Origin of the sequence: Sporolactobacillus caesalpiniae, from assembly GCF_040513385.1 — a bacterium.
Taxonomy (GTDB): Bacteria; Bacillota; Bacilli; order Bacillales; family Sporolactobacillaceae; genus Sporolactobacillus.
This window is the reverse complement of the sequence record NZ_JBEVCB010000001.1, coordinates 367,684-390,176: the sequence shown is the minus strand read 5'-3', so window position 1 is coordinate 390,176 and position 22,493 is coordinate 367,684. Positions and strand designations below refer to the sequence as shown.

Genomic DNA, 22,493 nt, shown 5'->3' with positions numbered 1-22,493 from the left:
TTGCGCCTCCCAAACCGGTTCCTCGCATAGGCCGGATTTTGTTATTTTCTCGAACGATGGCCGGCAGTTCGCGTTTCACGTGACGCCGCTGCTTCACCTGAACCTTCTACTTTCAACCGATCGGAATCCTCTGGGTGCAGTTCAACCATCCGGCGAAGTTCACGCTCCAACTTGTTGATTCTGTGCCGCTGCTTATAGATTGCGGAATAGGAAAATGAGCCAATCAGCATCGCGCCAATCAGCACTGAACCGACGATCACGAGAATAAGCGGCAGCCGAACCGTGCCAAACAGATAGCTGAACCCAACAGTCGCCACATTAGCGATTGAAAACAGAACAATGATTAATGTGAAAATGAGTACGAGCAGAATTCTCCACTGTTTTTTCATATCGGCACCTCTCATTTCAATACTTTTTAGGCCTGAGTCTGAACCGTTCTCTTCTTCTTTCGTTTACCGAGATAGCGAACCTTCATTACGGCCCATAGAGGGCACGCGATGCAAATGGACGAATACACACCACAAATCAGCCCGACAAAAAGTGCGATTGTGAAGGTACGGATTGATTCGCTTCCGAAGATGAGCAGCAGAACTACCGGAATTAATACCGTAAGAACTGTGTTCAATGATCGCGTCAGCGTTTCACGGATACTCAAGTTAACAATTGCACCAAATTCTTCAATTGTTGAAAGTCTCTTTCGGCTTAACTTGATGTTCTCACGCACACGGTCAAAGGTAACGATCGTATCATTAATCGAATAACCAATGATCGTCAATACCGCTGAGATGAATAGAATGTCTACCTCGATATGAAACAGGCTAAAGACGGTCACGATAAAGAACGCATCGTGAATCAGCGCGAGTACCGCTGTGAGACCCTGCAGGAATTCAAATCGAATCCATACGTAAATAATGATAAAGATCGACGCGAGAATCAGCGCATACAATCCGTTTTTCGCGAGGTCACGGCCGACTTGCGGGGATACTGTGCTGACATTCGGTTCAACACCGAACTGCGCTTTAATTTTACTCTTGATCGTCGCGATCTGATGTTGATTCAATTCTTCATTAATACGAACGGTCGCGATATTTTTATGGGTTCCTGAAACGACCGGGCGTTCAGGATCATAGTTCATTGCGCGAAACGCTTTATCAACCTTTTCAATCGAAATCGCGTCAGTGCTTTGAACATCGACACGCGTCCCGCTCGAAAAGTCAATGCCTAAATTAAGCTTAAAGACAAAGAGCGAAACGATACCGAGAATAATTAATACGGACGAAATGACAAAGAAGACGTTTCTGTGCTTCATAAAATCAAAGCGATCGTAAAATTTATTGTAATGTTTGTAATTCATTTTCTCATTTAGTTCCACGAATATCACTCCTCTTCACGCCGAACAGCCAGGGATGATCATTTAAGATGCGGCTGTGGACCAAAAGTCCGAGAAGCAGACGAGCGCCATATACAGAAGTTAAGAATGTCACAACGTTACTGATCAGCAGCATGACAGCGAAACCCTTGATGGCACTGACGCCAAGCACAAACAAAACAGCTGCGGCAATGATCGTTGTCAAGTTGGCGTCGACCACAGTCGGCAAGGCACGCTGATTTCCTGCCTTAAAGGCTGAGAGAACAGACTTTCCGCCTCTTAATTCATCTTTAATACGCTCAAGCGTGATAATATTGGCATCGACCGCCATCCCAATACCAAGGATCATCGCGGCGATACCCGGCAACGTAAGCACTGCTTGCAGACCAACAAAGACAGCCATAACAATAACCATGTAAATGACCAATGTCAGATTGGCAATCAAACCGCCTAAACGATAGAACGCCAGCATAAACAGCATAATAACCGCTACCGCAATCGCTCCCGCGTAAATGGTTTCATGCATCGAGTCTTGTCCGAATTGAGCGCCGACCGAGGTCGAATACTTTTCAACCATCCGAACCGGCAGAGATCCTGAGTTGAGCAGATCCTTCAGCGTGGTTGCTTCCTGCATCGTGAAACTGCCGGAAATCTGCACATCAGATGTGTTTAACTCTTGATCCACACCAGGATTGGAGATAAATTTATGATTATTTTTTCCGACTTCCTTCTGATAGGAGTCACCTTTCTGATAATCCATCCAGATGACCAATTGATTGTTACCTGCTGGAGCATAACTAGCAATTTTCTTTGTTACATTTGCGAATTTCTTCGGATCTTTAAGCTGCAAAGTAACCATCGGCTTGTTCATTTGGTCGAAAGCTACTTTTGCTTTGCCAGGTTTCAAATCCGAACCGTCAAGCATCAGTCTATCCTTGTAATCGCGGAATTCCAGCTTCGCTGTTGTTGACAGCAGCTGGCGCGCGCGTTTTTCGTTTTTCACTCCCGGCAGCTGAACACGAATACGATGTCCGTTCTCAATCGAGATGTTCGGTTCGCTGACACCAAGTACGTTAATACGTTTATTGATCGCCGCGACAGCGTTGCTCATCGCGTCCTTATCAATTTTTTGGCCTGCCTTTAGCGGTTCCACTTGATACAGAACTTCAAATCCGCCTTTAAGGTCAAGTCCCAAGTTCACCTTATGTATGATGGGATTTACTGCAAAACCAATGATGACTCCCAGCACAATTAAAAGCGCAAAAAAGGAAAAAATCGGTCCTTTTTTTACCATTGTCTAAGCCTGCTCCCTTCTCTTTAAACGAGCCCTCGCTGCACGCGAAAGCATCTCCCGCCCGCGAATCACATTTATCTGAATAGTGACGTGTCTATTTCATTTGAGCTGTCTTTGAATAGATCCACGCGTAACTTATTCATGTAATCATTCACCGTCAGCGCCATAACAGCCGCTACCACTTCATGGATTCGTTCGGGCTTGTCCTCTTTCTTTTTTTCCAGAGATTCTTTTACAAATTGCCAGAATTCATCCATTTTCAAGTGATTAAGACCGAGCAATTGAAACTCATTTAATTTACTTTGCAGAAACGGCTCAATGATCGTCCGCCACTTTTCCATATCATTCAATTCATCCGGCATTCTGATTCCTCCCATAGTGCCTATAATAGCATATTTGCGAGTGAATACGAAACACAAAAACAGATGCCGGGCTGCCTTTTCTTAAATATTTATGTCATTCGCTAAAAATAAACAGGGCTTGTCATGCTTGGCCCCTTTTGATGCATATACTCCACTATGGCCGCGAAATTCCCTTTCCCAAAGCGGTCTCTATTTAACCACATCATTTACTTATTTGTGAATTTGCAAACAAAGGCGGGCCAGATCATGACACGACAATCTTTTTTGAAAGGATCATTTATTTTAATGACAGCCGGCTTGATTACCCGTATTCTCGGTATGATCAACGGAATGGTTCTGGCACGGGTCATCGGCGATGAAGGTGTCGGCTTATTCATGATGGCCTTTCCGGCGATGCTTCTGGTCGTAACGCTTACCGAACTTGGTCTGCCGGTTGCCATTTCAAAGCTTGTCGCCGAGGCTCAAGCTTTTGGAAACTATCGTAAAATCAAATTGGTGCTTGTTTGGTCGCTAGCGATTGTCGGTGTGATCAGTGTGATTCTCACCACGGTCATGCTGCTTATTCTTCCAATCTTCGCAAAATACTTGTTTGCGGATACGCGCGTGATCTATCCGCTTCTCGCAATAACACCGGTTATTCCAATTGTCGCCGTCAGCTCCGTTTTGCGCGGCTATTTTCAAGGAATCCGCAACATGAAGCCTTACGCCTATTCGGGAATCGTGGAACAGGTCGTGCGTATTTCGCTTGTCGCCACGCTTGCTAACCTGTTAATGCCTTACGGAGTCGCCTTTGCCGCAGCCGGTGCGATGATCGCCGGATCTGCCGGAGAATGTGCGTCACTTCTCTATATGCTCTACGTATTCAAACACGGAGAAGGCATTAGGATCAAGCTCCCCAAGAGAAAAGCCTTGAAAGGTACGCGCGAAACGCTGCGCGATCTGCTGCGAATCGGGCTGCCGACCATGGGAAGCCGCCTAATCGCTTCGCTCGGCAACTTTTTTGAACCGATGATTGTCTCACACGCGCTCGTAATCGCCGGCTATTCAATTTCCACCTCCACTCAGCTCTACGGGCAGCTAACCGGTTACGCGATGACGCTATTGCTGCTTCCAAGCTTCATAACGCACGCGCTGCATGTCTCACTAGTCCCTGCGGTCAGCGAAGCTTACGCACGCAAATCGTTCAATTTGATTCATTATCGCTTGAATCAGGCGATGCGCATTGCCATGCTGACCGGCGGCCTTTCAGTTGTCGTCACCTATTCCTTTGCCAGACCGTTGATGGACATCATCTACGACTCACCGGAATCCGCACAATTTCTCTATATCATGACTCCGTTTTTCATGATCTTTTACTTTCAAGCGCCAATGCACGCCGTACTTCAAGCGCTTGATTTGGCAAAAGCGGCGATGTACAACACACTGATCGGGGCAGTTGTGAAAACGATTATGCTTTTTGTTCTCACATGCAGGCCAGAATTTGGCATCAAGGGAACAGCACTGGCTATCTGTACCAATGTTGTTCTCGTCACCGCATTACATGCCGCAATCATGTTCAAAGCGATTGGCTTCTCGCTTGTTATACGTGATTACATTCGAACTTTTCTGCTCATCGCTTTCTCTGCGTTCGTCGCGCGTATGCTGATCCAGCGCGCATTTATAGGCTGGACACTTCTGCCCAGAACACTTATCCTGCTGTCCATTGTTACCGTACTCTATTTAATACTTGCGTCTTTCCTTGGCTTGCTTCAAAAGGAACAGCTCAGCCAGCTTCCTATTATTGGAAAGTGGTTCAGTTAATCCTTGCGCATGTACTCATTCAAATCCATATAAAAATTGCCCAGAGTATCCATCGTCAAATAGTTCACTTGGCGAATGTTCCGATAGCCGAATTTTCTCAATTCCTGCCTAAGCCAGAGCTGCGTTTTCCCAATCTGTTTTAAATTATCGCAGCGCACCTTGCCATTTTCGATAAGCGAGAGACCGACACGAGGCGGTTCATAATTGGTATAGATTGGATTATCCGATTTCTTTTTTAGATATTGAATGAGGTGTTCATGAATGGACCAATTTGCGGTGAAGCGATAAAACCACAATCGTGACTGATAGACAAAAATAAGAATTAAGAGAGGCGCGAGTATGGGTATCAACGGTTTTTCCGGATGGATCACAGAGGCAATGGCCAATTCTGCAGCGGAAAAAACAAGCAATAGGTCAATTCCGGACTGTTCCGAGATCTTTATTGACAGCATCTTCCTAAAGCCGAAAATCACGAGCGCCGTCAGACAAAGCACGCGTATCACCGATGTTCCCATTCCGATCTGCCTCCCTGATAACTTGATCATGTACGTTTATTATGAGCAAAGCAGGCGATTTCATGAATGGGACATGTGTCATGAAACCGGATTTGTCCGAATAAAATGGACTATCAGGAACCTTGAGGTGACTTTAAAAACAAGCGCCTTCTCCGGACGCTCACATCATCGCTTGGTACATGTGTCCTTTTCATCCTGTAAATTCATTTACTTCGGAGGTGATAAAAATGTCTCGAAACTGGTTGAGTTCCATCACATACGGCATGATTGCCGCGATCATCATCGTTCTTGCTTCCGCATTTCTCCTTGCGTCACTGCTGCGTTTCACATCCTTTGCTGAAAGTAATGGATCGGTTCTTCCTATTGTGATCTCAATTGTCGCGCTCTTTGTTGGCGGTATGATCGCCGGATCGAAAAAGAAAGAAAAAGGATTGTTGATCGGAGCAATCACCGGACTCGCCTACTGCCTGTTCAGTCTCTTTTTCCAGTATCTCGGTCTTGATCAAACGCCAGGTTTGAACCAGTACCTCTTTTTCGTCGCCAACATCGCCTCATCATCCTTGGGAGGTGCCATCGGTGTCAATCTGTTCTCTTTAAAACATTAGATCTTTATGGATAGAAAAAGCGGCCAAATCGATGGCCGCTTTTTCTTAACTATTTATTTCTCAGTGCTTTTTTCTTCAATTGCTTCAGATTCAGGCGCATTCGCCTTTTTTAGGACGCCGCGAATCGCGTTGCGTTCAAAGGTCAGTTTGTTGCCGCCGCAACGAAGCACCGCCGTTTGATCGTCAATCGAATCAATCGTGCCTTGAAGACCGCCGACCGTAACCACCTTGTCGCCTCTAGAAAGCGCGGACTGCATCGCTCTTGTCTCTTTTGTCCTTTTTTGCTGCGGGCGAATCAGTAGGAAATAGAAAATCGCCACGAACACTAACAATGGTAAAAACTGCATCAGACTCAATGAAACTCTTCCCTTCTATACTCAAAAGTTTTTTGCACCCGGTTTGTTAAAACCATACGCCTCAAAGAATTCCTCTCTGAATTCGAGCAACCGGTCATCTTTAATCGCAGATCGGACACGCTCCATTAATTTTATCAGAAAATAAAGGTTATGGTAAGTGGTTAATCGAAATCCGAATGTTTCATTTGCTTTAACAAGATGACGGATATACGCGCGCGAGTAGTTTCGGCACACTTTGCAGTCACATGATTCATCGATTGGACCAAAGTCATGTGCATACTTTGCATTGCGAATCACGAGCCGGCCATGCTCCGTCATGCATGTGCCATTGCGCGCGATTCGGGTCGGCAGCACACAGTCAAACATATCGATCCCGCGAATCGCCCCGTCGATCAGCGAATCCGGCGAACCTACACCCATCAAATAACGCGGTTTATCAGATGGGAGCAGCGGCGTCGTATAGGTGAGCATCTCGTTCATCTTGTCCTTTGGCTCGCCAACCGACAAGCCACCGATTGCGTACCCGGGGAAATCGAGCGATGTGAGCGCGCGCGCCGAAAGCTCGCGCAGCTCCTTATAACCGCCTCCTTGAATGATGCCGAACAGCGCCTGGCGATCTGGATTGACATTCGCCGCAAGACAGCGCTCTGCCCAACGACTTGTCCGTTCTACAGACGCTTTCATATAATCAAAGGTTGAATCAAACGGAGGACACTCATCAAAGGCCATGATAATATCAGAGCCAAGCGCATTCTGAATCGCAATTGACTTCTCCGGGGACAAGAACAGCTTCTCACCGTTCAAATGGTTGCGAAAATGAACGCCCTCTTCTGAGATATCGCGTAATTTACTCAGGCTGAATACCTGATAGCCTCCCGAATCAGTGAGGATTCCCTGATCCCAGTTCATGAAGTGATGGAGTCCGCCGGCTTCTTGGACAATATCTTCCCCCGGTCTGAGCCAAAGATGGTAGGTATTGCTCAAGATCACACCGGCGCCCATCTCTTTCAATTCTTCCGGACTCATCGTCTTTACGGTCGCTTGCGTGCCGACCGGCATGAACATCGGTGTGTCAAACGTCCCGTGCGGCGTATGGAGTTTTCCAAGACGCGCACCTGTTTGTTTATCCGTCTTAATTAATTCATAGGTAACTGCAGCATGACTCATTAATGGTTAATTCCTTCCTCAATAAACATAGCGTCGCCAAAACTGAAGAAACGATACCTTTCCTTCACTGCCTCGCGATACGCTTTCAAGATAAAATCCTGACCTGCAAATGCGCTCACCAGCATGATCAATGTCGATTTTGGTAAATGAAAATTAGTAATCATCGCGTCAATTGCCCGGTAACGAAATCCCGGATAGATAAAAATATCCGTCCAACCTGAGGTTTCTTCAAACGTGCCGTCAAATTTCGCTGTAATGGTTTCTAAGGTACGGATGACCGTTGTGCCGCATGCAATGATACGTTTACCTTCTGCACGAGTCTTAGTCAGCTGTTTGGCAGCCTGGGCTGACATCTGATAAAACTCCGAGTGCATGGTGTGCTCCTCAATCTTGTCCACTTTAACCGGTCGGAACGTTCCCAGACCGACGTGCAAGGTAATAAAAACAAGATGCACACCCTTTTTCTCGATTTCAGCGAGCAACGCTTTGGTGAAATGCAGTCCGGCTGTCGGCGCTGCGGCTGAACCGCAATGCTTTGCGTAAACAGTCTGATACAAATCCGGGTCATCTAACTGCTCTTTAATATATGGCGGCAGCGGCATTTTCCCAAGCGCATCCAGAACTTCATAAAAAATGCCTTGATAATGGAAAGTCACGATTCGTCTGCCTTCATCAAGCTCTTTGATGCACTCGGCTTCCAACATGCCATCGCCGAAGGAAATGCGCGCGCCCTGATGCACACGTTTCGCTGGTTTTGCAAGACATTCCCAAGAATCACCTTCTGTTTGTTTTAAGAGCAGCAATTCGATTTTCGCACCTGTCTCTTCCTTATGACCGATCAGACGGGCCGGAAGCACCTTCGTGTCATTCAATACGAGGCAGTCACCAGGGTTTAGATAGTCAATAATCTCACTAAACGTATGATGGACAATCCGATCTTTGTTTGGATTGAGCACCATGAGTCGCGAAGCAGCACGGTCTTTCAGTGGTGTCTGCGCAATAAGTTCTTCGGGTAATTCATAGTCAAAATCTGATACGTCCATTTGAGCACTCTCTTTCGTTTTATGGGAACTTCAACTAATTGCAAGCGATCCTCGATTGCTAAGGATCCTGCGGGAGTATGTCCTGTGAGCAACGTTGAAGTCATCACATCCTGTGAAAGTAATGATTTATTAAATACATAATTAATGATAAGACCAAGCTGATAATAATGCATGTGACAATAGGAAAAACGAAGGTCACGTTTCCCTTTTTAAAAATAAAATCACCGGGAAGCCGCCCAATCAACGGCCAACAGAGCCCGATAAGAAAAAGCACTACGCCAACGATCATAAGCAGCTTGCCAAAATCGCCCATCAGCTCTGATCCCCTCGTTCAAGATGAAAATGGCTGTATGCGCTATCGGTGACCATACGTCCACGCGGCGTGCGCTGAATATAGCCGATCTGCAACAGGTAAGGTTCATGCACATCTTCGATCGTATGACGTTCCTCGCCAATTGCTGCGGCAAGGGTATCCAATCCGACCGGACCGCCGTGAAACTGGTTGATGATTCCCATTAATAACTGGTGATCGACGCGATCCAGACCCGCCTCATCAACATGGAGACGGCTCAAACCATTCCGTGCTGTTTCCCGATCAATGACTCCGTCGCTTTCCACCTGAGCAAAATCGCGAATGCGTTTCAGCAGACGGTTGGCGATACGCGGCGTTCCACGTGAACGACGAGCGATTTCAAAGCACGCGTCCTCTTCTATCTGCGTTTGCAGCACAGAAGCTGTCCGCTTTATAATCATAGACAATTCTTCCGGACTGTAGAACTGCAGACGGCTGATGACGCCGAAACGATCGCGAAGCGGCGGCGATAGATAACCCGCGCGCGTCGTCGCACCTACAAGTGTGAATGGCGGTAGATTGATACGCACCGAATGGGCTGTATCGTCCTTACCAATGACAATATCCATGCAAAAGTCTTCCATCGCCGGATATAGAATTTCCTCGACGTGCCGAGGCAGCCGGTGAATTTCGTCAATAAACAACACATCGCCCGGCTCTAGAGATGAGAGCACTGCCGCCAGATCGCCCGGACGTTCAAGTGCCGGACCGGACGTTGTACGGATACCGGCCCCCATTTCCGTGGCGATAATCATAGACAAGGTCGTTTTTCCCAGTCCCGGTGGTCCGTAGAGCAGAACATGGTCGAGCGGTTCATGCCGCGCTTTCGCCGCACGAATAAACACTTTTAAATTCTGTTTAATCTCTGTTTGACCAATATAATGATCTAAATCAGAAGGGCGAATGGATCGGTCCAGCCCTTGATCCTCAAGTGTCGGATCGCTTGAAAGCAAATGATCATCTTCCAATTCAGGCGCCCTCCTTTATAACTTGGATAATCGTTTCAAAGCTTCTTTAACATAATCTTCCGCGCTGAGATCTTGCTTTCTCAAGAGTGGAACAACCTTACGAACTTCCCGTTCAGAGTAACCAAGCATAAGCAGGACATCGGTTGCCTCAGCAAGTGCATTATCTAGCAGGCGATCTGCTTCGTTCACTTGATTTGCAGCTGGCCCTACGGCGAATTCCTGAAGTTTTCCTTTCAGATCCAAAACAATTTGTCCTGCTGTTTTGCGGCCGATTCCAGGGAAACGGGTCAGAAATTTCTCATCCTCCGCTTCAATTGCTTGAATAACTTCATCCGGATCGCCTGAAGCAAGAATGGCGAGCGCGTTCTTTGGTCCAATCCCTGAAACAGAGAGCAGCCGGACAAACAATTCCCGCTCCTCTCTTGTTTGAAAACCATATAAAATGTTCGCGTCCTCGCGCACATATTGGTAGAGATAAACCTTTGCTTCTTTATTCAGAAGCGGCTGATAGCTGAATGGGTTTGGGCAAATAATTCTATAGCCTAGACCTCCATGCTCGATCACAATACCGCTTCCAGAGAGATAGGTCAGAATCCCTTTAATATAATCAAACACAAAATTAACTCCTCACACGTTCGTCTCTACGTCACAAAATGGTTATCTTTGTCTATCATATCACATGGTGGGCCTTTGTCCCAAGTAAAGGAGCAGCGCACCATCTGCACGAATTTCACAGCCAATTCACTCGCAATTAAGCTTTATCGAGCGTTTTAATATTTTTATCGAGCGATTTCAAAAGTTTATCGAGCGTTTTAAGGTTTCACGATCAACCAACCATTGGTCCAAGCTCAAAGAACGCAAAAAAAGAAAAGGACATCCTCATCGAATGTCTCTTCAATCTGGTATCAAACCGAATCAATTAAGCTTATCCTTCATCAAGGTTGCTGTATATGTCCTGAACGTCGTCGTTATCTTCCAAGACTTCAATTAACGTCTCCATTTTTTCCAAATCCGTTCCGGTTAGCGCAGTTTTGGTTGTCGGGATCATCGCGACTTCTGCACGGTCAATTTCATAGCCCTTGTCTTCGCTTAACGCTTTTCGGACATCTTCAAAGGATTCCGGAGTTGTCACAATGACAAAGCGATCTTCTTCCGTCCTCATATCCTCAGCACCTGCTTCGACAGCGTCCATCATGACCGTATCCTCATCCAGACCGTCTTTTGTTTCAATTTCAATAATCCCCTGCTTATCGAATAGGAAGCCGACACTTCCGGATTCCCCTAAATTGCCGCCGCTTTTCGAAAATGCATGACGAATTTCAGATGCTGAACGGTTGCGATTATCTGTCAGCACATCGACCATAACCGCAACACCGCCGGGACCATAGCCTTCATAGGTTATTTCTTCATAGGTGACGCCGTCTAAATTGCCGGTCGCTTTTTTGATTGCCCGGGAAATATTGTCATTTGGCATATTAGCCGCTTTCGCTTTCTCAATGGCATGCCTTAACCCGGCATTCATGCTTGGATCGCCGCCCCCATGTCGCGCTTCAAGGAAGATATCCTTTGATAACCTCATAAAGATTTTCCCACGTACGGCATCAAGCGCATTCTTTTTATGCTGAATGTTATTCCATTTTGAATGTCCAGACATATTTTTTCTCCTCCCAAGAGAGTTGCGGTCAAATCAACAGTTAAAGCATCTGTTCTAAAATACATAAGCGCCAAAAAAGAGCCGGCAACATTGATGCACTGCCTACTTGCCAGACATTTCTTTATCGTTTATGTTCTTAATACTCACTCTAACGTACTCCGCAGATTTCATTCCGTACCTATTATACCTATTTTTAATACCGAAAAAAAGAGCAAAGGCATTTGCCCTTGCTCTTTTGACATAAAAGTGAATCTTTTATCGGCTGTTGTTCTCAAACGGACGTTGAACTGCATTAGAAAGATCTTTGACGATGCCGACAATGTCCGAGCGGACTTCTCGCGTTGCTTTGCCTGCATTAAAGTTTGTTTCTGTCGCAGTAATCCGTTTCACATAGCGATTATCAGTAGAAACTAATACTTCACGATCACCGGCGATAGGTAAAACTTCAAGACGAATCCTTTTTCGTAAATTTGCTCGATTTGTTTCACCTTTTTCCGGAACCGCACCAATTGCGACGGTATTTCCGGTTACAAGAACATGTGCTTCATCCACGCCTTGAACAGAGCTTGCTCGATCAGCGATTCGTTTTGCCAATCGTTTCTGATCACCGTAACTCATCTGGTTGACACGATTAGTTCCGGCACCATCATTTAAATTCGTGTAATCCGGTGCAGTCGGTGGAATCGCGTTTGAATTAGGATTGTTGTATCCCGTACGGTAGTTCACATCACGTGGCACGTTAGGACGATTATATGCCGCATTGTCCGCTTGACAGCCTGCCAAGAGGGCACTAAATGTCAGCACAGTCCCAAATTTCAATATTGCTTTTTTCAACTTTACTCCCCCTTTCGCACTTATCATGTGTGAAGGAGGAGATTTTTACGCTTAAGAATTATTTCCGTTAAATTAGCAAAAAATAGAAACAAGGTGGAAAAGCGATTAGCCTCTCTTCGCTTGCAACTTTGCTTCGTCATTTACTCTTTTTATTGTTTTGCTGTCCTGCTTTTTCATGTGACTGATATATTGGAGCTGAGACATTTGACATCGCCCAATAGGGCATCGGTTGCGGTCGTGGCGGTTGATTCCCTCCATAGTATCCGGCAACCGGCATTTGACCATACGCTGGAAATGGAGCCGGTCCCCCGCAATTACATGGCTTCCCGGTTTGCGCTTTCGTCGGCATATATGGATACGGATAGGCACCAGTTGATTCTGAACCCGCAGGTGATAGCTTGCCGATATTCGCTTTCGATGGAGCGCTTTGAATGGCTTTGGGTTTGGTTGACGCTCCCGCTACCTGTGGATTTGACCAAGGAAGCGGGCTTTTGCCTCCTGCTGATTTGCCTTTAAACGGCTGATCGAGTTGAACAGTTCCATGACTTATCGGATATTGAGGCTGCTTTCCATTCCAAGGCTGGAGTTGCGGATAATAAGGGCTCATCTGTCCCATTTGTTCTGACGGATGAAATGGGTACATTGGCTTCTTTTGTGATGATGCACCGCCAAATTTTGGATTTGGATAAAACGGTTTTATTCCCTGCCCTTCTGTAGCCGGGCTCATCACATTACCCATATTCGGGCCTTGCGCTGCAGGGCTTACCACGTTACCCATGTTCGGACCTTGCGCTGCAGGGCTTACCACGTTACCCATGTTCGGGCCTTGCGCTGCAGGGCTTACCACGTTACCCATGTTCGGACCTTGCGCTGCAGGACTTACCACGTTACCGCTGTTCGGTCCCTGCCACGCCGGACTTACCACGTTACCGCTGTTCGGTCCCTGCCATGCCGGACTTACCACGTTACCGCTGTTCGGTCCCTGCCATGCCGGGCTTACCACGTTACCGCTGTTCGGTCCCTGCCATGCCGGGCTTACCACGTTACCCATATTGCCCATTGGTGGATAGTACGGTATTGTGCCGCCTCCTTGCGTTGCAGGGCTCACCTGGGTTCCCACATTCCCCTGAGATTGCGGGAATGAAAAACTAGGGTCGATTCCTATTTCATTAGGATTCCAGCCTGCTGTTTCCGGTTGTTTCGGATACAGAATCTTTGGAAACTCAGCAGTTGATTCACCGGCCAGTTGCGTTCCCGCCGATGTATTCGGCTGTTTCTCTGTTACTGGTGCCGGAGCAGATGGAGTCGGTTGCTGCACAGGTTCAGGTGCCTGTTGAACTGGCGCTTGTTGCGTCGGTGCCTGTTGAATTGGCGCAGGTTGTGCCGGTGCCTGGTGATGCCCCTCCGAACGTTCGCTTACCGGAATCGCTCGTTTCAGCGGTTGTTTGCCGATTGCCACCTTCACTTTCATCCCCTGACTTAATGTCTCTTCAGTCAAATTTGTATTCATCTTCCTAAATTCGTCAATTGTCATACCATGTTTGCTTGCAATTTCTTCCAAAGTATCGCCTTTTTGGACAACATATAGTTTCACGGTATTCCATCCCTCCTGTGAAAGTCATTTTATATATATGGCTGCTATGGGCTTTTTGCCACTCTTTCCTCCCGAAATTTGTGAAACGGCGTTTCGATCCTAATCGAGTAAAAAAGCCAATGATGCACAGGAGCTTAATTTTGTTTTATACTAAAAAAAGAAGCTCAAGAAGATCCTGATTCATTTTGAAAATGAAAATTAAATAATGGAGTGTTCACCTATGAAGCAAATGAGAGAGAAACGACAGCCTGCGGATGGTCGCAGAAAATCCATTCTGAGTCAGCTGAAGGAAGCGGCAGACCCAATCAAAGGAAACGATCTTGCTGAAGAGATGCAGGTTAGCAGACAAATCATCGTTCAAGACATTTCATTACTTAAGGCTGAGGGGCAGCCCATTATCGCCACATCTCAAGGCTACTTACTGCTCAAGAAGGCTCAATCGCGCACAATCACCAAAATAGTTGCATGCAATCATACAGTCAGTCAAACAGCAGATGAATTAACTCGGATTGTCAACTGTGGTGTCACCGTTCTCAATGTGACTGTTGAACATCCATTATACGGAGAAATCACGCGATCATTGATGATCCGAAACCAGTCCGATGTCCGAAAATTTGTCAAGAATCTCGAAAAAACAGGTGCATCTTTATTATCATCGTTGACAGATGGCGTGCATCTGCATGAGCTAGAGGCAGATACAGCGGAGAATCTCGAACTTGCTGTGCAAGCGCTAAAACAGGCAGGTTATCTGCTGTAACCTGCCTGTTTCAATCCGAGTATTCAAATTCAAAATCCATGATCCGAACAGTGTCACCCTCGGTCACGCCTTTTTCACGCAACGCGTCATCGACACCCATACTGCGAAGCTGCAGCGCAAATCGCCGAATCGCTTCATCATGTTGAAAATTCGTCATTTTGAACAAAAGTTCAACTTTCGGGCCCGATACGTTAAAGGTTCCATCCGGGTCACGTGAGATAACAAATGGAGCTTCTTCTTTTTCAAATGTGTAGATGGCTTTTCCATCATCTTGTACCGGCTCTTCCATCGGAAATTCGGGAGTGGTCAGAATGAGCTCGTATACAGCCCCGACCATTTCCTTAATTCCGGACTTAGTCAGCGATGAAATCGGAAAGACAGGAATCTTTGAATCAATTTTCTTCCTGAATTCTTCAAGATTCTTTTCTGCGTTCGGCATATCCATCTTGGACGCGGCGATCACTTGCGGACGTTCAAGAAGGCGCAGCTGATAACTTTTCAATTCCTCATTAATTTTTGTGTAATCATCATATGGGTCTCTTCCCTCACTGCCGGACATATCCACGACATGAACGATCACGCGCGTACGCTCGATATGGCGCAGGAACTGATAACCTAGCCCAGCGCCGCTGCTCGCGCCCTCAATAAGTCCTGGAAGATCGGCCAGCACAAAGCTTCTTCCCTCATCCACCGCAACAACGCCCAAATTCGGAGCGAGTGTCGTAAAATGATAAGCGGCAATTTTGGGCTTGGCTGACGTTACAACTGAGAGGAGCGTCGATTTTCCTACACTCGGAAATCCCACTAAGCCCACATCCGCAAGCAGCTTTAACTCAAGCTGCACTTCGCGTTCAACGCCCGGCTCGCCATTTTCAGAAACATAAGGAGCGGGATTCGCTGGTGTTGAAAAGCGAGTGTTTCCGCGACCTCCTCGACCACCGGCCGCGATCACAGCTCTCTGACCATTTTCTGTTAAATCCGCGATGATTTGTTCACTGCCAACATCCCTTACTACTGTACCCGGCGGAACATGAACAACGAGCGGACTCGCACTTTTTCCATGTTGGTTCTTTGTTCGGCCGTTTTCACCTTTTTTACCCTTAAAATGACGTTTATAACGGAAATCCATTAACGTTCGCAAGCCTTCATCCACGACAAAGATCACATCTGATCCTTTTCCGCCGTCGCCGCCCGCCGGACCGCCGTCGGGCACATACTTTTCTCGCCTAAAGGCAACCATCCCGTTACCGCCGTCGCCGCCTTTGACGAACACCTTCACTTGATCGACAAACACATAATCCACCTCACATCATCATTGCTTTCGTTATTTATCAAATAGTGTTCAACCCATTGAAAAGAATGATTCATCTCTTGTTTGTTTAATTGTTCCTCTGCCGCTTTTGCATCTGTCACCACGCCATCAAAATAGATCTGAATTCGTAGTGGCGACTCCGTATTAAAGACAACCCGCACAGCGTTATCAGCAATTGGTGAGGCGTACTGCTCAATAATTCCAAACAGCTCCTGATAAACCGTTGTCAATTCTTCGTCATAAAAAGAAAGATCCCGCTCAGGTCCGACCACTTCATAACTGAGACTGAATTCATGCGACGACCATCCGTAGTCCATCAGATAGACCGCGCATTCCGGTATATGCAGCCGGGCAAGCCGGGCTTGATGATGGAGTTTCTCTGTCACACGTCCAATGATTTTTTCAGCTTTTTCCGGTTTCTTCAAAAAAAGGTAACCCTTGATCAGTTGCAAATCATTCAAATATTCGTGCCGCGCAGAGCTCAGTAACTCGATCTCTTTTTCCGTTTTGATCATGACTGCCATCCTTTCGCAATCTTCTTAGATAAAGTATAGCAGATATGGACAGGCTGATTCTGTACATTGGCTCACGGGATTGTATCCGGAACGTTAGATCTTCTGACTCGGAGCATGCCGTGATGTTTTCTAGAACGAGCAAGCATGCCGTTTTCACAGATTTTTAAAATAAAAAGAAACGGCAGATGGTATTCTTTGCTTGCGCAAAAAATCATCTGCCGCCTCAGTTCAATTAAAGAAGCATTAAGCTTCTTTCACTGCTTCTACCGGATAGACACTTACTCTTTTGCGGTTGTGTCCGAATTTTTCGAACTTAACAACGCCGTCAACTTTTGCGAACAGTGTGTCGTCACCGCCGCGGCCAACGTTCGTTCCCGGATAGATCTTTGTTCCGCGTTGACGGTACAAAATCGAGCCGCCTGACACCGTTTGCCCGTCCGCTCTCTTTGCGCCTAGACGTTTTGAGATCGAATCACGGCCGTTTTTTGTACTACCTACACCTTTTTTCGATGAGAAAAACTGAAGATCTAATTTCAGCATGCTCAGCACCTCCTTAATCGCTAACTCGGATATATTGCCCGTAGGACTTTTCAATCGTTCGCATTGAGATAAACATTGCTTCCAAGATCAATTGAGCTTTTTCCAGATTGGCGCCAACGGGACAATCGGAAATTCCACATTCAAGATAACCGCCGTTATCCTTTTGCCGCACATCCATTTTCAGTTTGGCAAGCGATTCGACAGCATTGACCGCACCAAATGCGACTGCAGATACCGCCGCACACACCAAGTCCTGCCCATGCGGAGCACTGTCCGCATGGCCGGTTAACTTAAACGCAGAAATCTTTCCATAATGGTCACGTTGAACTGTTAATACAACCACTGGAGATCACCCTTATGCATTGATCTTTTCAATCACAACTTTCGTGAATGGCTGTCTGTGTCCCTGTTTACGACGATAATTCTTTCTTTTCTTGAACTTGAAGACGATGATCTTCTTGTCGCGGCCCTGTTCAACTACCTTGGCAGTAACAGTAGCTCCTTCAACAGTCGGCGCGCCGACCTTAACGGATTCGCCGCCAACAAAAAGCACCTTGTCAAAAGTAACCGTGTCACCTGCTTCTGCAGCAAGCTTTTCAACAACGATCGACTTTCCTTCTTCTACCTTAAGCTGTTTGCCGCCGGTTTCGATAATTGCATACATTCTGATGCACCTCCTTTAGGATCATGTTCGGAAAAACAACGGTTTGTCCGAACATACTCTGTCATTCTCAGACTCGCCAGAGAGAGGCTGCCCAATAGGACATTGAAAGCCTGTTCTGAGCGGTTGGAGCGAGATGCTCCTAAGTCCTCTAACAACACAATAACAGTTGTATAGTAACACAGTAGCGATATTTATGTCAATGAAACTCCATATTTTCTTTGGCTGTTCGAACGACGCGATCACGCAATCCGCTGCGCTGCCTCTTACGGGTTAACTCGACAAGACCGAGACGTGTAAATCCGTACACGTGCACAGCATTCGGATCGGCTTTCGTATCGCATTCAAGCTGCCGCAGCAGCCGATCCTGATCCCTTTCATCTTCCATCCGCAGAAAATCGACCACAATCATGCCGCCGATTTGACGGAGCCTCAGTTGTTTGGCAATTTCCTTTGCGGCAACGGAATTAATTTGGAAAACAATTGCTTCACGATCCCCTTGAAAAGTCATTGAACCTGAATTGACATCAATCGTCGTCAGCGTTTCGGTATAGTCAATTTTTAGAGACCCGCCGGATTTAAGCGGCACAGATGACTGCAAAGCAGCCTTGTAATCGTGTTCAATGTTCTTCTTAAGAAAGAGCCGTGTACCCGGTTGGTATAAAAATTTGACACCATCAGGCAGCTGTTCTTCATTTATTGGGAAATTCGCTTCCACCACACATGAAGTTGGGAAGTGATTTTCGCTGAGCAGTGCGGAAACAAACGAAAATTGGCGGAAAATCAAAGCTGGTGAAGCTGCTTCTTTCCCACTCTTGATCACAGACTGCCATTTTTCCCTCAACTGGCAAAACTCCAAGTGAAGTTCGTCAAGATCACAATGTTCCGCTCGCGTGCGAATAATTGCGCCTTCTCCTGCAGCGCACCACTCAGAGATTTTGTTTTTTAAACGATCGCGATTTTCTTCAGGGATTCGCCTAGAGGCAGTGACAAATGAATTTAGAGGCAGGTAGATCAGCCCCTTGCCCTTCATTTGTATTTGCCCAGTAAGCTCCGCCACCTTGCCGTCCCGCTCTTCTTTATCCACCTGAACAATGACTTGCTCACCGACCTGCAGTGCACGATCCGTGCTGAATTTATGACTGGGCAAGAAACCATTTCGTCCATTTCCAAGATCGATGAACCACCCCACTTGACTCAGGCGGTTCTCAGACACCCGTCCAAAAAAGATATCACCGATCCGAACCTCACTTGAATCAGATTGAAAATAAAAAGATACCACCCGTTCATGCTCAAGAAAGGCGGCACGTATTCCGCCCGCTTCCTTCTCCAGCACCAACGTTACTTGTTCTTCAGGCATAGCATCACCCACCATCTGTGTTCCCCCAACATTATCGCAAATGCGCGCGTATGGTGCAATGCAGAGGTCGGAATCAACGCCAGTCACTAATCGTCTTACCTTCACAATGACCTTTAAAATACTCATTGGCGAGCACTTTCCCATCGATATCCGAATGATTTTCACCCACGATGCGGATCCGATGCTCGGCATTTTTATAATACATCGCAAACACATCGACGAGCGGTGTTTCTTCGGGCACCGCCAAACGCTTTAACCGCAAAAATTTCTGCTTACTGCCTGAGAATGCAAGCAAAAATCGAATAAAACGCAGGGGAAGCACACGCCATTCTTTGTAAATAGCAAGCATAATAAATGAAATAATAACCCAAAGATTTATGGAAAAAGGGTACCGCCATACCGCAAGCATACCAAAAAGAAATAAAGCACCAAGCGAGAAGCAGAGCGCTCTTTTGTATGCGTGTTTAAATGGATAAACGATTTCAAGCACCATATGGAGAAGCCGCCCGCCATCTAAAGGCCAAATCGGAAGTAAATTAAATAGGAGCAAGGCGCTGTTTTGCGCCAGAAAAATTTGATGCTGTTCAGTTCCCCAGAAGGGAAGAGCCATCATCGCATAAGAAAGCAGCGGCAGCCAAACATTTTGCAGCGGTCCGGCGATCAGCACGAGACATTCTTGGTAAAATGGATGTTCTTCTTGCTCGTCCAGTTTCGCAACACCGCCAAATGGCAATAGCTCAATCTCAATCACTTTCCATTCAAACCACCGCGCCATGACAGCATGGCCTAATTCGTGGATAAGGACAATGGTGAATGCAATAGTCGTATCCCACAAATGTCCGGTCAGTGTACCCGCTGCAATGATCAGCCAGAATACCGGGTGAATTCTTATTTTCGGGAATAATCTAGTCAAAGGACATCACCTGAATAGGGTCGATAAATTTTTCACCCTTTTTCAAAGCGAAATAGAAAGTTCCCTTTTTATCTTTTCCAGACGTAGTACCGATTTTCTGACCTTTTTTCACCTCCTGATACACTTTTACATTTGCCTGATCGAGTTTCCCATACCACGACTCATCGCTGTCTTTATGCTGAATAACAACGGTCTCGCCAATATTTTTTTTCTTGCCCACAAAGACGACAAGACCATCTTTCACCGACTTGACTTCTGAATGAGAAGTAGTCTCCACAGTCACACCTTTTGTCGCACGGCTATACGGCGATTTCACTTCTCCGACAACGGGTTCAGCAAAGGATGAAGACGGTGTCTCTTTTTTGGGGTCTACACTTCCCCCATCAGCTGTTTGGTGGGAATTATTGGTGAAACTTGGAAGAAAACTGATCGGATCACCTAGGTTTTTCTCATACCAGCTCGACACGGCGGTAAATTGAAACTCTTGAGTCATGGCTGTCTCAATCGAGTTCTTTGCCGCGTGAAAATGTGGATCATCATTTGTATTTACCCAATAAACGGCGCCGACAAGCAGGGTAGAAATGACACATTGAAACAAGAAGCGGCGCCCCGGATGGGCAGGTGAATGCTTTGGCTCATCCAACTCCCCCCAGTACGGCGTAGTATCCCGCCGAGAGCTTGCACTCTTGTAATTTGGATAAGCCTTTGGCTCTGCCTGCAGCATCATCATGTTTCTTCTCTTCCGTTGTTGATGTCTTTTTTTATAATCCATAAAATCTTTCATTGCCTGCTTCCTTTCCGCGCTTGTCCGTTTTATGTTGTTTCATTTATTGCATCGGATTGAACAACCACAAAGTAGTGAGCGAATCGCTGATCTTGTCCTATTGAAACAAGCCTCTACAACACTTTATGCGCACAAGCTGAGAAATATGAGCATACAAAAAGCGACTGTACGCGAGTCACCATTCACGCACAGTCGCTATATTTGAGTATTTTATCTCATACCTAACAATGATTTAAATCGACGAAAAAATCCGTTCTTTTCTTCCAGAACCATAAGCGGAACCGTTTCGCCAAGAATTCTCCTGCCAATATTCCGATAAGCTAACGACGCTTTTGATGATGGATTCAGTGCAATCGGCTCGCCTTTGTTTGAAGACGAGATTACGCCGTCGTCATCCAATACGATACCAAGCAGGTCAATCGCCAAGATGTTCATGATCTCATCAATCTCCAACATTTCACCGCTTTTCAATAAATGCTGGCGAATGCGATTAATAATCAAACGAGGCGGTGTAATCTGCTTCTCCTGCTCAAGCAAGCCAATAATTCGGTCGGCGTCACGTACTGATGAAATTTCAGGGGTCGTCACGACGATCGCATGATCAGCACCTGCAACCGCGTTCCGAAACCCGCGCTCGATTCCGGCCGGGCAATCAATGATGATGTAGTCAAAATCAGCTTTAAGCGCATCAACCATCTGCTTCATCTCATCCGGCTTAACAGCTGTCTTATCGGTTGTCTGCGCTGCCGGAAGCATGCTGAGGCATTCAAAACGCTTATCTTTCACTAATGCCTGGTTCAATTTGCATCGACCATGAGCCACGTCAACGAGGTCATAAATAATTCGGTTTTCGAGTCCCATGACAACATCTAAGTTGCGCAGCCCGATGTCCGTGTCTACAAGACAGACTTTTTTCCCCTGCAGAGCAAGAACAGTACCGATATTCGCGGATGTCGTCGTTTTTCCGACACCGCCCTTGCCTGAAGTCACAACGATTGCTTCCCCCATCGTTACACCCCTTTTCTTCAAATCTTACAACTTTTCAAGTGCTGATGATCGATTCCGCTTTTTTAACGCTGTATGTACCTGATCAATTACGATTTTCCCGATCTGTTCATCCAAATAGGCACATTCAACCAAAGATTTTTCCTTCATTTCTACATCAGAACCATTTTCATTACGGCTGATCACTTGTCCGATTTTCAGTTGCGTCGGCATCATGATCGAAGCAACGACCACTGCATCCTTTCCATCGTTTGCCGTTCCCGCCGATGCAACTCCGCGCAACGCTCCCAAGATATAGATGTTTCCCGTGGCCGAAACCACGCCCCCGGGATTGACATCACCAATAAGCAGCAAATTACCTTCAACTTCGAGCACTTGTCCTGAACGGATGATTCGAGCAATCGTTACAATTTTCTCCTGCTCTTTTTTCTTCGCAATCTCCTCAAGCGTCATCACATTCGACTGAATTTCTTCGACTTTTAAATGATCGAACGCATGAATAATCTCCTTGAGCTGATTCCGTTGATCCGAGCTAATGTAGCGATTTCCCGCCTCTACTTTGACCGATATAACCGGGCCATCCTTATATAGATTGGTGTTCGCTGCTAGTTTTATTTTAAGTTCACGCACCAAATCATGATAGGCGCAAGCTTCATCCATAACGAGTACAAGGCCGTCTTTTCTGCCTTTCATCGTCACAAGTGGCTGAGTGGCTGACATCGGGATTTTCACC

Annotated in this window: 25 protein-coding genes, 1 pseudogene and 1 other annotated feature; of the genes and pseudogenes, 3 read left to right on the top strand and 23 right to left on the bottom strand. The window is 46.4% G+C overall.

The features are described from left to right. Positions 1-41: 41 nt before the first annotated feature. From ABWW58_RS01795 to ABWW58_RS01785, 3 genes and pseudogenes are all read right to left on the bottom strand, one after another. Positions 42-389, bottom strand: a complete 348-nt coding sequence (locus ABWW58_RS01795; RefSeq protein ID WP_353867561.1) for a LapA family protein — start codon at positions 387-389, stop codon at positions 42-44. A gap of 26 nt (positions 390-415) precedes the next feature. Continuing rightward, a pseudogene (secD, locus tag ABWW58_RS01790) lies at positions 416-2,663 on the bottom strand (protein translocase subunit SecD). 74 nt (positions 2,664-2,737) lie between these two features. Further along, positions 2,738-3,025, bottom strand: coding sequence for a post-transcriptional regulator (locus ABWW58_RS01785; RefSeq protein ID WP_093669823.1), 288 nt, complete (start codon positions 3,023-3,025; stop codon positions 2,738-2,740). Positions 3,026-3,271: 246 nt separating this feature from the next. On the opposite strand from ABWW58_RS01785, the gene spoVB reads away from it, so the two are divergent. Continuing rightward, positions 3,272-4,825, top strand: a complete 1,554-nt coding sequence (gene spoVB / locus ABWW58_RS01780) for a stage V sporulation protein B (protein WP_353867560.1) — start codon at positions 3,272-3,274, stop codon at positions 4,823-4,825. Here spoVB and ABWW58_RS01775 read toward each other — a convergent pair. Next, complete coding sequence (locus ABWW58_RS01775) at positions 4,822-5,340, bottom strand: YetF domain-containing protein (protein ID WP_353867559.1); 519 nt, start codon at positions 5,338-5,340, stop codon at positions 4,822-4,824. The genes spoVB and ABWW58_RS01775 overlap by 4 nt on opposite strands. A gap of 227 nt (positions 5,341-5,567) precedes the next feature. Between ABWW58_RS01775 and ABWW58_RS01770 the strand changes: the two genes are divergently transcribed. Next, positions 5,568-5,945, top strand: a complete 378-nt coding sequence (locus ABWW58_RS01770) for a TIGR04086 family membrane protein (RefSeq protein ID WP_353867558.1) — start codon at positions 5,568-5,570, stop codon at positions 5,943-5,945. Between the two features lie 53 nt (positions 5,946-5,998). Here ABWW58_RS01770 and yajC read toward each other — a convergent pair whose 3' ends face one another. The 9 genes from yajC to ABWW58_RS01725 form a co-directional block, all read right to left on the bottom strand. Next, positions 5,999-6,292, bottom strand: coding sequence for a preprotein translocase subunit YajC (gene yajC, locus ABWW58_RS01765; RefSeq protein ID WP_353867852.1), 294 nt, complete (start codon positions 6,290-6,292; stop codon positions 5,999-6,001). A gap of 30 nt (positions 6,293-6,322) precedes the next feature. Then, positions 6,323-7,468, bottom strand: coding sequence for a tRNA guanosine(34) transglycosylase Tgt (gene tgt, locus ABWW58_RS01760; RefSeq protein WP_353867557.1), 1,146 nt, complete (start codon positions 7,466-7,468; stop codon positions 6,323-6,325). Next, positions 7,468-8,511: a tRNA preQ1(34) S-adenosylmethionine ribosyltransferase-isomerase QueA gene (queA, locus tag ABWW58_RS01755; RefSeq protein WP_353867556.1), complete on the bottom strand. Its 1,044-nt coding sequence runs from the start codon at positions 8,509-8,511 to the stop codon at positions 7,468-7,470. Before queA ends, tgt begins: the two co-directional genes overlap by 1 nt. A 103-nt stretch (positions 8,512-8,614) precedes the next feature. Next, positions 8,615-8,824: a DUF2905 domain-containing protein gene (locus ABWW58_RS01750; protein ID WP_353867555.1), complete on the bottom strand. Its 210-nt coding sequence runs from the start codon at positions 8,822-8,824 to the stop codon at positions 8,615-8,617. Beyond that, positions 8,824-9,831 carry a Holliday junction branch migration DNA helicase RuvB gene (gene ruvB, locus ABWW58_RS01745; RefSeq protein ID WP_353867554.1) on the bottom strand — a complete coding sequence of 336 codons (1,008 nt, stop codon included), beginning with the start codon at positions 9,829-9,831 and terminating at the stop codon, positions 8,824-8,826. Before ruvB ends, ABWW58_RS01750 begins: the two co-directional genes overlap by 1 nt. A gap of 15 nt (positions 9,832-9,846) precedes the next feature. Further along, on the bottom strand, positions 9,847-10,446 hold the full coding sequence (ruvA, locus tag ABWW58_RS01740; RefSeq protein WP_353867553.1) for a Holliday junction branch migration protein RuvA: 600 nt from the start codon (positions 10,444-10,446) through the stop codon (positions 9,847-9,849). 310 nt (positions 10,447-10,756) lie between these two features. After that, entirely contained in the window at positions 10,757-11,485 is a 729-nt protein-coding gene (locus ABWW58_RS01735; RefSeq protein WP_353867552.1) for a YebC/PmpR family DNA-binding transcriptional regulator, read from the bottom strand. 255 nt (positions 11,486-11,740) lie between these two features. Next, positions 11,741-12,319 carry a YhcN/YlaJ family sporulation lipoprotein gene (locus ABWW58_RS01730; RefSeq protein WP_353867551.1) on the bottom strand — a complete coding sequence of 193 codons (579 nt, stop codon included), beginning with the start codon at positions 12,317-12,319 and terminating at the stop codon, positions 11,741-11,743. Between the two features lie 136 nt (positions 12,320-12,455). Next, the gene (locus tag ABWW58_RS01725) at positions 12,456-13,913 is read right to left on the bottom strand and encodes a LysM peptidoglycan-binding domain-containing protein (protein ID WP_353867550.1); all 1,458 of its coding nucleotides are present in this window, start codon (positions 13,911-13,913) and stop codon (positions 12,456-12,458) included. A gap of 220 nt (positions 13,914-14,133) precedes the next feature. Between ABWW58_RS01725 and ABWW58_RS01720 the strand changes: the two genes are divergently transcribed. Continuing rightward, positions 14,134-14,670, top strand: coding sequence for a transcription repressor NadR (locus ABWW58_RS01720; RefSeq protein ID WP_353867549.1), 537 nt, complete (start codon positions 14,134-14,136; stop codon positions 14,668-14,670). Positions 14,671-14,680: 10 nt separating this feature from the next. Here ABWW58_RS01720 and obgE read toward each other — a convergent pair whose 3' ends face one another. From obgE to ABWW58_RS01670, 10 genes are all read right to left on the bottom strand, one after another. Then, positions 14,681-15,964: a GTPase ObgE gene (gene obgE, locus ABWW58_RS01715; protein ID WP_353867548.1), complete on the bottom strand. Its 1,284-nt coding sequence runs from the start codon at positions 15,962-15,964 to the stop codon at positions 14,681-14,683. Continuing rightward, positions 15,946-16,497 (bottom strand): Spo0B C-terminal domain-containing protein, encoded by a 552-nt coding sequence (locus tag ABWW58_RS01710; RefSeq protein ID WP_353867547.1) that lies wholly within the window; start codon positions 16,495-16,497, stop codon positions 15,946-15,948. The genes obgE and ABWW58_RS01710 overlap by 19 nt, the downstream gene beginning before the upstream one ends. 243 nt (positions 16,498-16,740) lie before the next feature. After that, complete coding sequence (gene rpmA, locus ABWW58_RS01705) at positions 16,741-17,037, bottom strand: 50S ribosomal protein L27 (protein WP_093669794.1); 297 nt, start codon at positions 17,035-17,037, stop codon at positions 16,741-16,743. 13 nt (positions 17,038-17,050) lie between these two features. Next, the gene (locus ABWW58_RS01700; RefSeq protein WP_353867546.1) at positions 17,051-17,380 is read right to left on the bottom strand and encodes a ribosomal-processing cysteine protease Prp; all 330 of its coding nucleotides are present in this window, start codon (positions 17,378-17,380) and stop codon (positions 17,051-17,053) included. A 12-nt stretch (positions 17,381-17,392) separates the two neighbouring features. Then, positions 17,393-17,701 (bottom strand): 50S ribosomal protein L21, encoded by a 309-nt coding sequence (rplU, locus tag ABWW58_RS01695; protein WP_093669790.1) that lies wholly within the window; start codon positions 17,699-17,701, stop codon positions 17,393-17,395. 59 nt (positions 17,702-17,760) lie between these two features. Beyond that, positions 17,761-17,836, bottom strand: a sequence feature (ribosomal protein L21 leader region). 61 nt (positions 17,837-17,897) lie between these two features. After that, positions 17,898-19,184: a ribonuclease E/G gene (locus ABWW58_RS01690; protein WP_353867545.1), complete on the bottom strand. Its 1,287-nt coding sequence runs from the start codon at positions 19,182-19,184 to the stop codon at positions 17,898-17,900. Continuing rightward, a complete protein-coding gene (locus tag ABWW58_RS01685; protein ID WP_353867544.1) occupies positions 19,132-19,971 on the bottom strand; it encodes a site-2 protease family protein in 840 nt (279 codons plus the stop codon). The genes ABWW58_RS01690 and ABWW58_RS01685 overlap by 53 nt, the downstream gene beginning before the upstream one ends. Beyond that, positions 19,964-20,755: a peptidoglycan DD-metalloendopeptidase family protein gene (locus tag ABWW58_RS01680; protein WP_353867543.1), complete on the bottom strand. Its 792-nt coding sequence runs from the start codon at positions 20,753-20,755 to the stop codon at positions 19,964-19,966. Before ABWW58_RS01680 ends, ABWW58_RS01685 begins: the two co-directional genes overlap by 8 nt. 210 nt (positions 20,756-20,965) lie before the next feature. After that, positions 20,966-21,763, bottom strand: a complete 798-nt coding sequence (minD, locus tag ABWW58_RS01675) for a septum site-determining protein MinD (protein WP_093669782.1) — start codon at positions 21,761-21,763, stop codon at positions 20,966-20,968. A 24-nt stretch (positions 21,764-21,787) separates the two neighbouring features. Beyond that, a complete protein-coding gene (locus tag ABWW58_RS01670) occupies positions 21,788-22,480 on the bottom strand; it encodes a septum site-determining protein MinC (RefSeq protein WP_353867542.1) in 693 nt (230 codons plus the stop codon). Positions 22,481-22,493: the final 13 nt, after the last annotated feature.

Bases quoted from the DNA above. Each gene is read 5' to 3' on its own strand.
- ABWW58_RS01795 (WP_353867561.1), bottom strand. From the start codon at position 389: ATGAAAAAACAGTGGAGAATTCTGCTCGTACTCATTTTCACATTAATC.
- ABWW58_RS01785 (WP_093669823.1), bottom strand. From the start codon at position 3,025: ATGCCGGATGAATTGAATGATATGGAAAAGTGGCGGACGATCATTGAG.
- spoVB (WP_353867560.1), top strand. From the start codon at position 3,272: ATGACACGACAATCTTTTTTGAAAGGATCATTTATTTTAATGACAGCC.
- ABWW58_RS01775 (WP_353867559.1), bottom strand. From the start codon at position 5,340: ATGGGAACATCGGTGATACGCGTGCTTTGTCTGACGGCGCTCGTGATT.
- ABWW58_RS01770 (WP_353867558.1), top strand. From the start codon at position 5,568: ATGTCTCGAAACTGGTTGAGTTCCATCACATACGGCATGATTGCCGCG.
- yajC (WP_353867852.1), bottom strand. From the start codon at position 6,292: ATGCAGTTTTTACCATTGTTAGTGTTCGTGGCGATTTTCTATTTCCTA.
- tgt (WP_353867557.1), bottom strand. From the start codon at position 7,468: ATGAGTCATGCTGCAGTTACCTATGAATTAATTAAGACGGATAAACAA.
- queA (WP_353867556.1), bottom strand. From the start codon at position 8,511: ATGGACGTATCAGATTTTGACTATGAATTACCCGAAGAACTTATTGCG.
- ABWW58_RS01750 (WP_353867555.1), bottom strand. From the start codon at position 8,824: ATGGGCGATTTTGGCAAGCTGCTTATGATCGTTGGCGTAGTGCTTTTT.
- ABWW58_RS01735 (WP_353867552.1), bottom strand. From the start codon at position 11,485: ATGTCTGGACATTCAAAATGGAATAACATTCAGCATAAAAAGAATGCG.
- ABWW58_RS01720 (WP_353867549.1), top strand. From the start codon at position 14,134: ATGAAGCAAATGAGAGAGAAACGACAGCCTGCGGATGGTCGCAGAAAA.
- ABWW58_RS01710 (WP_353867547.1), bottom strand. From the start codon at position 16,497: ATGATCAAAACGGAAAAAGAGATCGAGTTACTGAGCTCTGCGCGGCAC.
- rpmA (WP_093669794.1), bottom strand. From the start codon at position 17,037: ATGCTGAAATTAGATCTTCAGTTTTTCTCATCGAAAAAAGGTGTAGGT.
- rplU (WP_093669790.1), bottom strand. From the start codon at position 17,701: ATGTATGCAATTATCGAAACCGGCGGCAAACAGCTTAAGGTAGAAGAA.
- ABWW58_RS01690 (WP_353867545.1), bottom strand. From the start codon at position 19,184: ATGAGTATTTTAAAGGTCATTGTGAAGGTAAGACGATTAGTGACTGGC.
- ABWW58_RS01680 (WP_353867543.1), bottom strand. From the start codon at position 20,755: ATGAAAGATTTTATGGATTATAAAAAAAGACATCAACAACGGAAGAGA.
- minD (WP_093669782.1), bottom strand. From the start codon at position 21,763: ATGGGGGAAGCAATCGTTGTGACTTCAGGCAAGGGCGGTGTCGGAAAA.
- ABWW58_RS01670 (WP_353867542.1), bottom strand. From the start codon at position 22,480: ATGTCAGCCACTCAGCCACTTGTGACGATGAAAGGCAGAAAAGACGGC.